Annotated in this window: 16 protein-coding genes; 11 read left to right on the top strand and 5 right to left on the bottom strand. The window is 67.7% G+C overall.

Annotated elements, in window-relative coordinates; all coding sequences use genetic code 11:
* Window positions 1-25 precede the first annotated feature (25 nt).
* The 9 genes from ACOEQ2_RS08455 to ACOEQ2_RS08415 all read left to right on the top strand — a co-directional run bounded on the left by ACOEQ2_RS08455 (window position 26) and on the right by ACOEQ2_RS08415 (window position 7226).
* The gene (locus tag ACOEQ2_RS08455) at window positions 26-1489 is read left to right on the top strand and encodes a Dyp-type peroxidase (protein WP_419730925.1); all 1464 of its coding nucleotides are present in this window, start codon (window positions 26-28) and stop codon (window positions 1487-1489) included.
* Window positions 1490-1582: 93 nt separating this feature from the next.
* Window positions 1583-1903: an AtpZ/AtpI family protein gene (locus tag ACOEQ2_RS08450; protein WP_419730924.1), complete on the top strand. Its 321-nt coding sequence runs from the start codon at window positions 1583-1585 to the stop codon at window positions 1901-1903.
* A gap of 67 nt (window positions 1904-1970) precedes the next feature.
* Window positions 1971-2720, top strand: coding sequence for a F0F1 ATP synthase subunit A (locus tag ACOEQ2_RS08445; protein ID WP_419730923.1), 750 nt, complete (start codon window positions 1971-1973; stop codon window positions 2718-2720).
* A gap of 64 nt (window positions 2721-2784) precedes the next feature.
* The gene (locus tag ACOEQ2_RS08440) at window positions 2785-3009 is read left to right on the top strand and encodes an ATP synthase subunit C family protein (RefSeq protein ID WP_419730922.1); all 225 of its coding nucleotides are present in this window, start codon (window positions 2785-2787) and stop codon (window positions 3007-3009) included.
* Window positions 3010-3052: 43 nt separating this feature from the next.
* Window positions 3053-3634: a hypothetical protein gene (locus tag ACOEQ2_RS08435; RefSeq protein WP_419730921.1), complete on the top strand. Its 582-nt coding sequence runs from the start codon at window positions 3053-3055 to the stop codon at window positions 3632-3634.
* 24 nt (window positions 3635-3658) lie between these two features.
* Window positions 3659-4171, top strand: a complete 513-nt coding sequence (locus tag ACOEQ2_RS08430) for a F0F1 ATP synthase subunit B (protein WP_419730920.1) — start codon at window positions 3659-3661, stop codon at window positions 4169-4171.
* A 117-nt stretch (window positions 4172-4288) separates the two neighbouring features.
* A complete protein-coding gene (locus tag ACOEQ2_RS08425; RefSeq protein ID WP_419731174.1) occupies window positions 4289-4945 on the top strand; it encodes a glycosyltransferase family 2 protein in 657 nt (218 codons plus the stop codon).
* A gap of 9 nt (window positions 4946-4954) precedes the next feature.
* Window positions 4955-6634: an ArnT family glycosyltransferase gene (locus ACOEQ2_RS08420; RefSeq protein ID WP_419730919.1), complete on the top strand. Its 1680-nt coding sequence runs from the start codon at window positions 4955-4957 to the stop codon at window positions 6632-6634.
* Window positions 6635-6812: 178 nt separating this feature from the next.
* Window positions 6813-7226 (top strand): hypothetical protein, encoded by a 414-nt coding sequence (locus ACOEQ2_RS08415; protein WP_419730918.1) that lies wholly within the window; start codon window positions 6813-6815, stop codon window positions 7224-7226.
* A 15-nt stretch (window positions 7227-7241) separates the two neighbouring features.
* Here the strand turns inward: ACOEQ2_RS08415 and ACOEQ2_RS08410 are convergent, their stop codons facing one another.
* From ACOEQ2_RS08410 to ACOEQ2_RS08390, 5 genes are all read right to left on the bottom strand, one after another.
* Window positions 7242-7799 carry an MOSC domain-containing protein gene (locus tag ACOEQ2_RS08410; RefSeq protein ID WP_419730917.1) on the bottom strand — a complete coding sequence of 186 codons (558 nt, stop codon included), beginning with the start codon at window positions 7797-7799 and terminating at the stop codon, window positions 7242-7244.
* 122 nt (window positions 7800-7921) lie between these two features.
* On the bottom strand, window positions 7922-8767 hold the full coding sequence (locus ACOEQ2_RS08405) for a VOC family protein (RefSeq protein ID WP_419730916.1): 846 nt from the start codon (window positions 8765-8767) through the stop codon (window positions 7922-7924).
* Window positions 8764-9669 carry an SMP-30/gluconolactonase/LRE family protein gene (locus ACOEQ2_RS08400; protein WP_419730915.1) on the bottom strand — a complete coding sequence of 302 codons (906 nt, stop codon included), beginning with the start codon at window positions 9667-9669 and terminating at the stop codon, window positions 8764-8766. Before ACOEQ2_RS08400 ends, ACOEQ2_RS08405 begins: the two co-directional genes overlap by 4 nt.
* 7 nt (window positions 9670-9676) lie before the next feature.
* The gene (locus ACOEQ2_RS08395) at window positions 9677-10126 is read right to left on the bottom strand and encodes a cupin domain-containing protein (RefSeq protein WP_419730914.1); all 450 of its coding nucleotides are present in this window, start codon (window positions 10124-10126) and stop codon (window positions 9677-9679) included.
* A complete protein-coding gene (locus tag ACOEQ2_RS08390) occupies window positions 10123-10617 on the bottom strand; it encodes a DoxX family protein (protein WP_419730913.1) in 495 nt (164 codons plus the stop codon). The genes ACOEQ2_RS08395 and ACOEQ2_RS08390 overlap by 4 nt, the downstream gene beginning before the upstream one ends.
* A gap of 143 nt (window positions 10618-10760) precedes the next feature.
* Here ACOEQ2_RS08390 and ACOEQ2_RS08385 point away from each other — a divergent pair, with 143 nt between their 5' ends.
* Window positions 10761-12329: a GMC family oxidoreductase gene (locus ACOEQ2_RS08385; protein ID WP_419730912.1), complete on the top strand. Its 1569-nt coding sequence runs from the start codon at window positions 10761-10763 to the stop codon at window positions 12327-12329.
* Window positions 12330-12395: 66 nt separating this feature from the next.
* Window positions 12396-14585 carry a prolyl oligopeptidase family serine peptidase gene (locus tag ACOEQ2_RS08380; RefSeq protein ID WP_419730911.1) on the top strand — a complete coding sequence of 730 codons (2190 nt, stop codon included), beginning with the start codon at window positions 12396-12398 and terminating at the stop codon, window positions 14583-14585.
* Window positions 14586-14598 lie beyond the last annotated feature (13 nt).

Raw genomic sequence — 14598 nt, 5'->3', positions numbered from 1 at the left:
GGCACCGGATGAGAATCGGACGGAGTTGCAGGATTTGACGGCCAGCGACGACAAGCTCCCCGAGGCGCCCCGGGACGCGGTGGCACCCTCCAGGCGTGCGTTCATGCGTGGCGCCGGCGGGTTGGCGGCGGTCGGAGCGGTGTGCCCGTTCTCCGGCGCCAGTTCGGCGTCGATGCCGCTGTCGCGGCCGGAGGAGCTGGCGAAGGGGATCACGCCGGATAGCCGTGGGCCGTCCCGCGCCATGGTCGAGGCATTCGACGGGCCGCACCAGGCCGGCATCCTGACGCCGATGCAGAATCACAGCTGCTTCGTGGTGTTCGACCTCACCACCACCGATGGCGCGTCGGTGGTGAGGCTGTTGAAGCTCTGGACCGATGCCGCACGCCGGTTGAGCCGCGGCCAGACGGTGGCGCCGTTGGATGGCAATCCGGACAAGCCGGCCGCGGATAGCGGGGAAGCGCTCGGGCTCGGACCGGCGCGGCTGACGCTGACCTTCGGCTTCGGGCCGGGGCTGTTCGAGAAGGACGGGCAGGACCGCTACGGACTGCGCGATCGGCGGCCGGCGGCGCTGGCCGACCTGCCGCATTTCAACGGCGACCAGCTGGTGCCGGGCAATACCGGCGGCGACCTGTCGGTGCAGGCCTGCGCGGACGATCCGCAGGTCGCGTTCCATGCGGTGCGGCAGCTGGCGCGGATCGCCGACGGCACCGCGCAGCTGCGATGGATCCAGAACGCCTACAGCGCGCAGTTCGCGGCCCAGGACACCCCGCGCAACCTGATGGGCTTCAAGGACGGCACCCAGAACCCGATCTCGACAATGCCCGGCCACGTCCAGGCGGTCGCCGGCGGCAAGAGCTACCGGCAGTCGGCGCCGGAGGAGATCGTCTGGGCCGGGTCCGAGGGGCCCGACTGGATGCAGGGCGGGAGCTACATGGTGGCGCGCCGGATCCGGATCTCGCTCGAGCACTGGGACCGGACCGACCTGTCGTTCCAGGAGACGGTGTTCGGCCGCCGCAAGCAGTCCGGCGCGCCGCTCACAGGCCACGCCGAGTTCGACCCGCTGGAGCTGGACGCGGTCGACCGCGACGGCAACCCGGTGATCGACGAGAACGCGCATGTCCGGCTGGGCTCGCCGGCCTCGAACAACGGCGCCCAGATCCTGCGACGCTCGTACTCCTATAATGACGGGCTGAGCTTCGTTGCCGAGCGCTGGCCGCCGTGGCGCCAGGGTCTGCAGTACGATGCCGGGCTGTTCTTCATGTGCTACCAGCGCGACCCGCGCACCGGCTTCGTGCAGATCAACGAGCGGATGTCGAAGCTCGACCTGCTGAACCAGTACGCGACGCATGTCGGCAGCGGCCTGTTCGCCTGCCCGCCTGGAACCGCGAATGGCGGGTTCATCGGCGAGGCGCTGTTCAAGGGCGTGGTGCTGCGGACCGCATCGGCCGGCGCACCTGCCGGGAGCCCGGTGAAGCCGGTCAGCTACTGATCGGAAAACCGGCAGTTTTCCGCACTTCTGCTTCCTTGACAGGTCATTGCACCACCGGTAGTGAGCCGGTGCGCCCGTCAGGAGGTGCGATCGATGGATGAGGATACGGCCGAACCCGGAAAGTCCTTCGACCAGCGGCTGCGGGAAGCGCGGACCAGGCAGGGCCTGGACCCGGTGCCTCCCACGACCGGCCAGGAACCGCCCGATGTCTCCGCCCTGGCGGTGTTCTTCCGGGTCGGCGTCGAGCTCGTCTCGGCACTTCTGGTTGGTCTGGCCATAGGCTGGACGCTGGATCACTTCCTGCACACCCGGCCGGTGTTCCTGATCCTTTTCGTGCTTCTGGGTGGGGTCGCCGGCATCATCAATGTCTGGCGCCTCGTAGCACCACCGCCGTTGCCCGGCCGGAAGAGCTAGGCAGCATCATAATCGGCCGGATCAACCGGCAATCGGCCAAGGTGGCTGGAGACGAGGGGACAGGGTCTTGGCGGGCGGACACTCAATCGACGCGCTGGGTCAGTTCGAGCTGCATCCGGTCCTGGGTTCGCTCGGCGCCTCGCTGCGCTTCAGCCAGTCCAACCTCATGATGGTGATCGCGGCACTCCTGGTGCTGGGACTGCTCTATGTCGGCATGCGGCCGCGGGCGATCATCCCCGGACGGCTGCAGGCCGCGGCCGAGATCCTGTACGACTTCATCTATGACATGGCGACCGACCAGATCGGGCATGAGGGCCGGCGCTTCTTCCCGTTCGTGTTCACGCTGTTCGCCTTCATCCTGGCCGGCAACTATATCGGCCTGGTGCCGGGCGCCTTCACCTTCACCAGCCACATCGCCAACACGGCGGGGCTGGCGGTCCTGGTGTTCGTGGTCGGATTGCTGGTGGCGTTGCGCGAGCAGGGCATGAAGTTCTTCGGCCACTTCATGCCGGAAGGCGCGCCGGTCGCACTGGCGCCGCTGCTCGTGCCGATCGAGATCCTGTCCTACCTGTCACGCCCGATCAGCCTGTCGGTCCGACTGTTCGCCAACATGATGGCCGGCCACGTCATGTTCGAGATGTTCGCAGCCTTCACCATCATGCTGGGTGGCATCCACATCATCGGACCGGTGCTCGGCATCGCGCCGCTGGCGATCAACATCGCGCTGATGGCGCTGGAACTGCTGGTCGGCGGATTACAGGCCTACGTGTTTGCCATCCTCACCTGTATCTATCTGCGCGAGGCGGTTGCGCACTGAGGCGCACCGCGGACCGGCGGCTTAACCCTTTCTCAACCATTTTCTCGTAAACAAGGACTTCCCCATGGATCTCGCTGCCGCACGATACATTGGCGCCGGTCTCGCCGTGATCGCCCTCGCCGGCGTGGGTGTCGGCATCGGCAACATCTTTGCCGCCCTGGTCAGCTCGATCGCCCGCAATCCGGCCGCGCGGCCGCATGTGTTCGGCCTCGGCATCCTCGGCTTCGCGCTGACGGAAGCGGTCGCGCTGTATGCGCTGGTGATCGCCTTCATCATCCTGTTCGTCTGAGACCCGGGGCGGCTCGGTGCGCCTGTTGGTGGAGCGGTCTGCGATGGCACGGCTGACGGCACGCATCGCGATGCTGTCCGGGGTCGGGCTCGCCGTCAGCTGCCGCACCGCATCGGCCGCCGGCATGCCGCAGCTGCAGTTCGGCAACCCGCTCACCACCGGCCAGGTGTTCTGGGGCGCGGTGATCTTCCTCGTGCTGTATCTGCTGCTGAGCCGCTCGGCGCTGCCGCGGGTGGCCTCGGTGCTGGCCGAGCGTCGCAGCCGGATCGAGGGCGATCTCGACATCGCCCAGGGAGCCCGGCACGAGGCGGACAAGGCGATCGACGAGTTGCGTCGCGCGCGCCGCGAGGCCGCTGCCGAGGCGGCCGGCATCGTCGAGAAGGTGGTGTCCGAGGCGCGCGAGCAGGCGGCCGCACGCACCCGCGAGATGAACGAGCGCCTCGAGGCCGAGATCGCACGGGCCGAAGAGGCTGTCGGTGTCGCCCGCCAGGCCGCCCTCGGTTCGCTACGTGCAATCGCCACCGACACCGCACAGCTCCTGGTGACCCGGCTGACCGGGGCGGATGCCGATCGCCTGCTGGTCGAGTCCAAGGTGGACGCCGCACTTGCCGGCCGGCCGGCCTGATCCCGGCCCCGTAGGACAATCGCCATGGACGTCCACACCCTCCTGCACGAGCCGCGCTTCTGGTACACGGTCGCGTTCTTCCTGTTCTTCATCATCTTCGGCGGGCGGCTCTGGCGCCCGCTGGCGGCCCTTCTCGACAACCGCGCGGTGCAGGTCCGGCTGGCGCTCGACGAGGCGGCACGGTTGCGTCGCGAGGCCGAGGCCATGCTTGCCCAGGCGAAGCAGGAGCGCGAGGCGACGCTGGCGGAAGCCAAGCTGGTGATCGAGAACGCCAAGGCCGAGGCAGGTCGCATCGCCGAGGCCGCACAGCAAGACGCCGAAGCGGTCGCGGCCCGGCGCGAGCGCATGGCGCAGGACCGGATCCACGCAGCCGAACGCGCCGCCATCGCAGAGGTGCGCACCGTTGCCGCCGATGTCGCGACCGAGGCGGCGCGCGCCGTGGTGGCCGAGGCGATGACCGCGGAAGCCGATGCCGCCCTGATCGACCGCGCGATTGCCGGTCTTCCTGCCTCCTTCGCGACCCGCGTCGCGGCGTAGTTGCGGTCCGGACTGCGGCTCGACGTGTCCCACAGCGCCATACCCGTCACGCCCACTTTGACCGTCGTTGCGGCGGTGCTGAACGAGGCGGAGAACATCCGACCGGTCTGCGTGGAGATGGCCGCCGCCCTCAAGGGTCTTGCGCCGTTCGAGGTCGTGTTCGTCGATGACGGCAGCACCGACGGCACCGTGGCGGCCCTGCTGGCGGCGCGCGACGTGTTGCCGGAACTGCGGGTGATCAGCCACGACCATCGCTGCGGCAAGTCGGCGGCGCTGCGCACCGGGATCGAGGCGGCGCGCGGCGAGTGGATCGCCACCATCGATGGCGACGGCCAGGACGACCCGGCCGAGATCGTCCCGATGCTGGCACTGGCGCTTGAGGCTGGACCCGCCCGGCCCGGGCCGCTGGTGGTCGGCGTGCGGGTGAAGCGCAACGACAACCTCTCGCGTCGCGCCGCCACCCGATTTGCCAACGGCTTGCGCCGGCGGCTGCTGAATGATGGCTGCCCGGATACCGGCGCGCCGATGAAGCTGTTCCGCCGCGACGACTTCCTGCGGCTGCCGCAGTTCGAGGGCGTGCACCGGTTCCTGCCGGCGCTGTTCCAGCATTACGGCAGCGCGCTGATCTGCAAGCCGGTGCACCACCGCGCCCGGCTGCATGGCAGCTCGAAATACACCAACCTCAACCGGGCGCTGGTCGGCATCCGCGACATGATGGGCGTCATGTGGCTGCAGTCGCGCACCCATATTTCGGCCAGGTCGAGCGAGCGCTAGGCGCCGGCGGTGACGCTGACGTCTCGCCACTACGCGCTGATCACGGCCTTCGTGCTGGCGCTGTTCCTGCCTGGTCGCGCCAGCCTGCCGCCGTTCGATCGTGACGAGCCGCGCTACATGGAAGCGTCCGCGCAGATGCTGCGGACGCATGATTTCGTCGATGTGCGGTTCCAGGACCAGCCGCGCTACCTGCAGCCGGCCGGGATCTACTGGCTCGAGGCCGCCGCGGTCGCCGCCACCGGCACGCTTGAGCAGCGCCAGGTCTGGGCCTACCGCGTCCCGACGCTGATCGCGGTGATCATCTCGGTGCTGCTGACGGCGCGGATGGGCACCGTGCTGTTCGGGCTCCGGGCGGGGCTGACCGGCGCGGCCTTGCTGGCGGTGTCGGTGCTGATGACCGCCGAGGGCCGCCTCGCCACGATCGATAGCTGCCTGCTGGCGGCGATCCTTGCGCTGCAGACAGCCCTGCTCCGCGCCTGGTCCGACCGCGACGCCGACCATCCGACAGGTGCGGGTGCCGCTGTGCTGTACTGGGCCGCACTCGGCGCCGGGCTGATGCTCAAGGGGCCGGTGATGCTGATCCCGGCGCTCGGCACGCCGCTGGCGCTGGCGATCGTCGAGCGTCGCCCCGGCGGGTGGAGTCCCAGCTTGTGGCGGACCGACTGGTGGCGTCGACTGCGGCCGGGCTGGGGCGTGCCGCTGATGCTGGCGATCGTGCTGCCCTGGTGCATCGCGATCGCGCTGGTCAGCCACGGGGCGTTCTTCGGGAAGGCGGTCGGCACCAATTTCCTGGGCAAGGTGGCGTCCGGCCAGCAGGCGCACGGGCTGCCGCCGGGCTACCACCTGGCGGTGTTCGCGGTCGCCTTCTGGCCCGGGTCGCTGTTCGCAGCGATGGCGATCCCGTTCGTCTGGTGGCGCCGGCGCACCGCCCCGGTGCGGTTCCTGCTGTGCTGGATCGTGCCGCACTGGGTGGTGTTCGAGCTGATCGCCACCAAGCTGCCGCACTACGTCCTGCCGACCTACCCGGCGATCGCGTTGCTGACCGCGGCGGCCATGACCCAGGTCGGCGGCTGGCGGCGGCCCGCCCCGCTCTGGGGCCGTGCGCTGCTGGTGCTGTATGGGCTGGTGTGGCTGGCGGTCGGGATTGCCATCACGACAGCCGGGCCGGTGCTGCTCTGGATCCTGCAGCACGAACTGCAGCCGGCCGCGTTGCTGGTCCCGGTGCTGTCGCTGCCGCTGGTGCTGCTGGCGACCTGGCTGATCCTGCGTGGCCAGGTGCAGGACGCCGTACTCTCGGCGGCGGGTGCGGCGGTGATCGTGTATTTCGGGCTGTTCAGCGTGGTGCTGCCGGAGCTGACGACGATCTGGCTCAGCCCGCGCATCGCCCGCGCGGTGGATCTGGTGAAGCCGTGCCCGGACAGCGTGCTGGCGTCGGCCTCGTTCAGCGAGCCGAGCCTGGTGTTCCTGGTCGGCCAGAGCACGCGGCTGGTCAACGCCAACGGTGCCGCAGACTTCCTGTTCGACAACCGCGCCTGCGGGCTGGCGCTGATCGGCGCCCGCGACGAGGCGTCCTTCCGCGCCGGCCTCGCCCGGCATGACCTCTCGGTCCGGCAGCTGGGGACGATCGACGGCATCAACTACTCGAACGGCCGACACCTGCAGCTGAAGCTGTTCAAGGCCGGCCAGTAGGCGCGTGGTGTGGTCGGCCAACTGTTGGGGCCGGGATCCATGGCTCGAAACGGTGCCACGGTCGTTCCTGTTGAAAAGTGTAGTGGCGGCAACGCGTTAGGTCCGGCAGCCGGGCCACGCCGGCTGGCACACCGCTTGCGAAACGAAGGTCGAGGCACCGTGCCTCCGGAGCCGTTCGATGACCTATCGTCCCAGTCCCTTCTCACGGTTCGACGACATGCCGTACGGCACGGTCGATGAGCCAGGGCGCGATATCGCGAGCCTGAACTACATCCTCTACATCCTCGGCTTCTTCACCGGAGTCACCGCGGTGGTCGGCGTCGTGCTCGCCTACGTGCGGCGCGGCAGGAGCTACGGGAGCGTGCGCAGCCATTTCGACTGGCAGATCCGGATCTTCTGGCACTGCGTCCTGGCGTTCATCGCGATCGGCGTGCTGCACGCGGTGATTATCGGGCTCGGCGCCATAACCTTCGGGGTCGGGCTCGTGTTCCTGGTGATCCCGTGGGCGCTCGGGATTGCCTGGCTGGTCTGGACCATCTGGGCGATCGCCAAGGGCATGCGGCGCCTCAACCGGCATTTGCCGATCGCCTGATCCCCGATCACCCGGTCAGGACTTAACCCGGGGCAGGTGTGGACGTGCGGTCCGCAGCGGGACGGTCCGCACGGAATCGCCTGCCTGCACCACGCCCTCCCGCTCGACCAGCGCCAGCAGGCCGCGCCGCCCGGTCGACGCCCGGCCGAACGCTCCTGCCAGCCGAGAGTCGCCATGCGCAGCTGCGATTCGGGCACCGGGATGACGACACGGCACGTTCTGCTCGGTGATGAAGATCGTGGCGCCGGAGGGGAATTGCAGCCGGGTCGCGGGCGGCAGCAGGCTCAGCGACGCGATCCCCTGCAGCACGAGGTTCGGCCCGAGCAGCGCCGGATCCAGCGTGGCGAGACCTAGGGCCGCCGCGATCTCCTCGCATTCCTCGAGGGAGACCAGCGAAAGCTGGCGGGTGTTGGCGATTGGCGTGCCGCGGGGGTGCCACGGGGTGCGCGCATCGGCCCGGCGGGTGTTGCCCGCGTGACGGTCCGCGTGCAGGCCGCCGAAGGTCAGCGACAGGCAGGCGACCTTTCGACCGACGAAATCACCGCTGTCGGCGATCAGCAGGGTCGTGACCATTGGGGATGTAGCGGCCGTCGTGGTCGGGAGGAGTGAACCGGTCGGCCAGTTGTTCAAGAAGCGATCCTGCGCTGGAGCACCGAAGCAACGGACCATGCAAGACCGGTGCCCCCCGCCGCGGGTCAGCCGGTGAGGATCACCCGGTGGCCATCCGGATCGATCAGGATGCGTGCCGGTTGCCCGGCGTCAGCGTCGGTCAGCACGCTCCGGGTGCAGGCGATGTCGGCCGGCCCGGACGTGCCCCCGCGCACCGCTGGCGTCGCGTAGGCCAGCAGCTCGAGATGCGGGGTCGCACCGTCGTGCGACAGCGCGGTGACGTCGACCGCCACGTCGCTGACCCCGTCCAGTGCCTGCTGCTCCGGCCCGTGGTTGCGGGACCGGTTGCCGACCGCCAGGCCGAACCCTTCGTAGAAGGCGATGCTCGCATCCGTGTCGGTGACGACGATCGCGGAGTGGTCGATGCCGATGCAGGGCCCGATGGCCGACGAGTTTGCCCAATGGGATGGCGCGCCCCCTGCGGGGAACTCGAGCAGTTCCAGCGGGTGGCCTTCCGGATCGCGGAACTTGAACGCGGTCACGCCGCCGGACGATTGCGGCAGCTGCACCGGCCGGCTCCCGGCGGTGATGGCGTCCCAGTCGGCGGTCGTGGTCAGGCGGGCATAGGCGGCCGCGATGTCCGTGGTGACCAGCGCCAGGTGCTGGAACCAGCGGTCATGGCTGGTGCTGTCCGGAGGATACGGCGCTCCGGGTGTGTCGAACCCGACGAGCTCGATTTCCTGGGCGCCGAGACGCAGGCGCTGCACGGTCGCCATCCCGGTGGCGCCATAGATCGAGGCATCGACGCGGTAGGCGATGGCCGGCGTGAAGCCGAGCAACCCGATATAGAACCGCGCGAACCGGCTCGGGTCGGCGCTGGTCAGGCTGAAGCGGGCGATCCCCGTTGTGGTGGTTCCTGTCGTCGCGATCATGGCCATTGCGCGCCTCTGCGGTTGAGGAAGATCGAGAACAGGGTGTGCGAGCCGCCGATGAACAGCCGGCTCTTGTAGCGGTCGCCGAAGGTAAGATTGGACACCACATGCGGCACCAGGATCTTGCCCAGCAGCTTGCCTGAGGGGGCGATGCAATGCACGCCATCCGCGGCGCTGCTCCAGATGTTGCCGTCCTCGTCGAGCCGGAAACCGTCGGAGTAGCCAGGCTCCACCTTGTGGAAGACGTCGCCGCCGGTCAGCCTTAGCCCGTCCGCGGACACGTCGAACACCCGCAGATACTGCTTCGGGTCGGGGCGCTGCTGGTCGCCGGTTTCGGCCACGTAGAGGCGGCGTTCATCCGGCGAGAAGGCCAGGCCGTTGGGCCCGTCGAAATCGCCCGCCATGACCCGGATGTCGCCGGTCTCCGGATCCAGCCGATACAGTGCCGGCGGCTGCTCGCTCGCCTGGCGGCCGCCCTCGTAATCGTTGAGCAGGCCATACAGGGGGTCGCTGAACCAGATCGAGCCGTCGGATTTCACCACCACGTCGTTCGGTGCATTGAGCCTGCGCCCGTCATGGTGGGTGACCAGCGTCGTGATGGTGCCGTCCCATTCGGTGCGATACAGGCAGCGCCCGCGATGCGAGCAGGTGACCAGCCGGCCCTGGCGGTCGCGGGTCTGGCCGTTGCCGTAATTGGAGGACGCACGCCACACCGAAAACCCGTCGGCCTCGCTCCAGCGCATGGTGCGGTCGTTGGGCAGGTCCTGGAACAGCAGGCAGTTCCAGTCCGCCATCCATACCGGCCCCTCGATCCAGCGAAATCCGCCGCCGAGTTCCTGCAGCGTCGCGTTGCCGAGGATGTAGGTGGCAAATTTCGGGTCGCGGATATCGAAGCCGGCCATGGCCGCCTCAGCGGAAGCGGCAGGGACTGTTTATCGTCGGCGTCTGTTCGTACTGCACGATCATCTGCACGCAGGGAGTGTCGCCGACGGTCCCGGACAAATGGCCGTGCTTGCCGTCACGCGGAGTGCAGTTCTGGTCCTCGCCGAAATGGATCGCGCCGGGGCCGAAGGTGAGCCGCCGGCCGTCCATCGCCTCGACATACCAGGCGCCGGAGAGCGGGATCACCCATTGCGGCTTCGGGTTCTCGTGCCAGTCACCGAACCATCCGACAGGCAGCACGACGAACGACACGCTGAACGGTCCGGTGGTCTTGTGGCCCTGCCATTGTGGTGCGCTCGTAAGGGCCTTCCATTCGAGCTCGGTCATCGCGCATTGCACGAAACGGCTATGGTGGTCGGCATCGACGTAGAGGTGCCAGTACGGGATCGACGGCTTGGGCGTCTGTGCGTCGCTCATGGTTTGCTGCTCTCACCGGCGACAGGGCCGTATGCCGCAGTCGCGTAGGGGTGCGTCGACGAGAGCGGGTCTGCCAGGAAGCTTGAGAGCGTGAGGCTTCCGACAGTGATCAGCAGGAAGCCACCGGCGAGGGAGAAATTCTTGAGGAAATCCCAAAACAAGCCGCGGCCCTTGCTGTCGCTGCCGGCCCAGAAATCCCCGGGCGCCCAGAACCGCTTGAACAACAGGGCCGTCATCATGCAGTAGCCGGCCATGATCAGGGCGGCGAGGCGGTCGGCGTATCCGGTCAGGATGCAGATCGGCATGACGATCTCGACCAGCAGGCCGGTCATCAGCATCGCCGTGGCGGCGCCGTGCGATGGAACCACCTCCCGCGCCTGGGCCACCGCACCCTTGAAGTTCAGGATCTTGTCCAGTGCACTGAACGGGAAGAACAGCACCACCAGCAGGTAGCGAACGGCCAGCACGACTACGAAGCTCAGGCCAGTCATGCGTATCTCCAGACGGTGGCGGCAGCCGATGCTACACCAGTTTTTCCAATGGGCCTCATCGCCCGCCTGCAGGCGAGGTTCCTGGAACAACTCCCGGGGGGCGGCGTTCCTGCGTCAGCCACCGGCCGGAGTGCCCCAGCGTCATGAGCAGCAGCCAACATTACGACGTCATCGTCGTCGGCTCCGGGCCTGGTGGTGGTACGATGGCCTGGAAACTGGCGCAGACCGGCAAGCGCATCCTGCTGCTGGAACGCGGCGACTACCTGCGTCGCGGCCGCGAGAACTGGGACAGCCAGGCGGTGTTCGTCGACGGCATCTACCAGGCGACCGAGACCTGGTACAGCAGCAAGGGCGAGAGTTTCCACCCAGGGTTGCACTACTTTGTCGGCGGCAACAGCAAGGTCTATGGCTCGGTGCTGTTCCGGCTGCGTGAGCGCGATTTCGGGGTGATCAACCATCCGGACGGGATCTCGCCCGGCTGGCCGGTCGGATACGATGCGTTCGAGCCGTATTATCAGGCGGCCGAGGAATTGTTCCACGTGCACGGCCTGCGCGGCGAGGACCCGACGGAGCCCCCCAGCAGCAAGCCCTATGCTTATCCGCCGGTCAGCCATGAGCCGCGGATCCAGGAATTGTTCGATGGGATGAAGAAGCTCGGCCATCACCCGTTCCATCTCCCGGTAGGCGTCCTGCTCGACGAAAAGGACGGCGTGCCGCTGCCGGAGAGTCCGTGCTGCAAGTGCGACGCCTTCGATGGCTATCCGTGTGCCACCAACGGCAAGGCCGATGCGCAGATCATCGTGGTGGATCCGGCGCTGAAGGCCAATCCGAACCTCACGCTGCTGACCAACGCCTATGTCGACAAACTCGTCACCGATCCGTCCGGCCGGACCATTACAGGTGTCGAGGTGATCCGGCATGGCGAGCGGCTGAGTTTCAGCGCCGACATCGTCGTGGTTGCGTGTGGCGCGCTGTCCTCGGCGCTGCTGATGCTGCGGTCGGGCAACGACCAGCATCCGAATGGACTGGCGAACGGTTCGGACCAGGTCGGCCGCAACTACATGCGGCACAACAACTCGACGGTCCTGGCGGTGTCGAAGCAGCCGAACCCGACGAAGTTCCAGAAGACGCTCGGGCTGAACGATTTCTATTTCGGCAGCGACGATTGGGACTATCCGTTGGGCCACATCCAGATGGTCGGCAAGTCGGATGGCGTGCAGGTGCATGGCGAGGGGTTGCCGAAGTTCCTGCAGTGGCTGCCGGAGATGCCGTTCGACTACATCGCCAAGCACTCGATCGACTTCTGGCTGACATCGGAGGATATTCCGCTGCCGCAGAACCGTATTTTCTACAAGGACGACAAGGTGCATCTCGATCTCACCGAGACCAACATGGAGGGGTTGAAGCGCCTGAAGGCGAAGCTGCGTGGCATGTGCAACGATCTGGACATGCATCCGCATCTGTTCGACCGCGAGCTCTATCTCGGCAAGGACGTGCCGATCGGCGGCACCGCGCACCAGGCCGGGACGTTGCGGTTCGGGATCGATCCCCTGACGTCGGTGCTGGACGTCAATTGCAAGGCACACGAACTCGACAACCTGTATGTCACCGACGCCAGCTTCTTTCCGTCGATCGGTGCGGTGAACCCGACCCTTACCATCATCGCCAACGCGATGCGGGTAGCCGACGTGATCGCCGCGCGCTTGCAATAGCGCGCGCTTGACCGGCCTGGAGCGGCCCGGCACGGTTCCGGGTCGCCCTTGCTGCCGGAGCTGCCGATGCGCCTTATTCGTACCCTCGGTCTTGGACTTGCTGGTCTCGCCGTAGGGCTGCCCGCGCGTGCTGCGGCTCCCACTCATCCGCCGGTGGCTCAGGTAAAGCCGGTCACCGACGATTATTTCGGCACCAGGATCATCGATCCGTATCGCTGGATGGAGAGCGAGCCGAAGCCGCAATTCCTGAATTATCTGCACGCCGAGAACGACTACGCGCGACGCGTGCTGGCGCGGATCCCCGGGCGCGACAAGCTGGCACGTGATATCGGTGAGGTCAGCGGCCTGGCGGCGAGGGTGCGGACGGTGGAGCTCGCCGGCGGCCGGATGTTCTATCTGAAGCGCGATGCGGGGGCGCAGATCGACCGGCTGTACATGTCGGATACGGCCGGGCACGAGACGCTGCTGGTCGATCCGTCATCGCTCGGGAGCGGCGGCAAGCATGCCGAGATCGACCAGTTCGAGCCGTCACAGGATGGCAGCCTGGTCGCCTACGGGATCTCGATCGGCGGCTCGGAGAACAGCACGCTGCATGTGATCGATAGCGCCACCAGGACCGTGCGGCCGGACAGCATCGACCGGGCGCAGTTCGCGGACGTGTCCTGGGCGCCGGACGGCAAAAGCTTCTTCTTCGCGCGGCTGCCGGCGGGTTCGGCGACTGCCAAAGCCGACCAGCAATACGCGCACATGGAGGTGTATCGGCACGCTCTCGGCGATGACCCGGCGCACGATGCGGCGGTGCTGGATTCCGACCATCTGCCGTTTCCGTTCAAGGCGGCGGCCGTGTTTCCGTCGATCAGCGTGGTGCCCGGCTCGAGTTATGCCCTGGCCGGGATCTCCGATGGCGTGTCGCCGGAAGTCACGCTGTATGCGTCATCACTCGCTGATCTCCTGGCGGGACATCCTGCGTGGAAACAGGTGGCGTTGCAGTCGGATGGGGTGGTCGGAGCGGCAGTGCGTGGCGACCGCATCGACCTGATGACGCACCAGGACGCGCCGCGTTTTCGGGTCGTGGAGACCGGCCTCGCCGCGCCCGACCTGGCGCACGCCAAGGTCATCGTGCCGGAGCCCGAGGGCGTGCTGACCGGGATCGCGGCCGCCAAGGATGGGCTCTATTTTGCCACCCGCGACGGCGCGACCTTCAGCCTGCACCGGCTCGGCGAAGGGGCGATCCAACCGCAAGCCATCGCGCTGCCATTCGCCGGCACGATCTCGCCGGATGGCGGACTGGTCACCGATCCTGTGCAACCGGGTGCGCTGGTGAGCCTCGAATCGTGGGTCAGGCCGCACCAGTGGCTGCGCTACGACGCGGCGACCGGCGCCGTGACCGACACCCACCTCGTGCCGGCGTTTCCGCGCGACCTGTCCGGCTACGAGAGCGTCGAGACCACCGCGACCGCTCCGGACGGCACGAAAATCCCGCTCTCGATCATCACCCGCAAGGGACTGGCGCATGACGGGAAGCGGCCGACCTACCTGGTGGGTTACGGCTCCTACGGGATTTCCTACGACCCCGCATTCTCACCCACCTTCCTGCCCTGGCTCGACCGCGGCGGGGTCTATGCGGTGGCGCATGTCCGCGGCGGCGGCGAAGGCGGGCAGGCGTGGCACGATGCCGGCAAGATCGCCACCAAGCAGAACACCATCCACGACTTCATCGCGGCCGGTGAGGCGCTGATCGCCCAGGGCTACACCGACAAGGCCCATCTGGGCGGCGAGGGCACCAGCGCCGGCGGCATCCTGATCGGCGGCGCCATCACGCAGCGGCCGGACCTGTTCCGTGCGGCGCTGATCCGCGTCGGCGCCACCAACACGATCCGCGAGGAATACACGGCGGGCGGCCCGGCCAATATCCCCGAGTTCGGCACTGTCACCGACAAGGCGCAGTTCCCGGCGATGCTGGCGATGGATGCCTATAACCACGTCAGGAGGGGCGTGGCCTACCCGGGCGTGCTGCTGACCGGCGGCGCCGACGATCCGCGCGTGACGGTGTGGATCCCGGCGAAGATGACGGCAAAACTGCAGGCTGCGAATTCGGGGTCTGGAGGCAGCCATCGTCCGGTGCTGTTCCGGGTCGAGTTCGACGCCGGCCATGGGATCGGCTCCACCCGCAAGCAGCGTGACGACGAAACCGCCGACGAGTTCGCGTTCCTGCTCTGGCAGTTCGGTGAGCCCGGCTACCAGCCGGCAAAATGACTTGACGGGGAGC

Origin of the sequence: Lichenicola sp., from assembly GCF_965198575.1 — a bacterium.
GTDB lineage: Bacteria > Pseudomonadota > Alphaproteobacteria > Acetobacterales > Acetobacteraceae > Lichenicola.
Note: the sequence above shows the minus strand (reverse complement) of the source record. Positions and strands in the feature narration are given on the sequence as shown.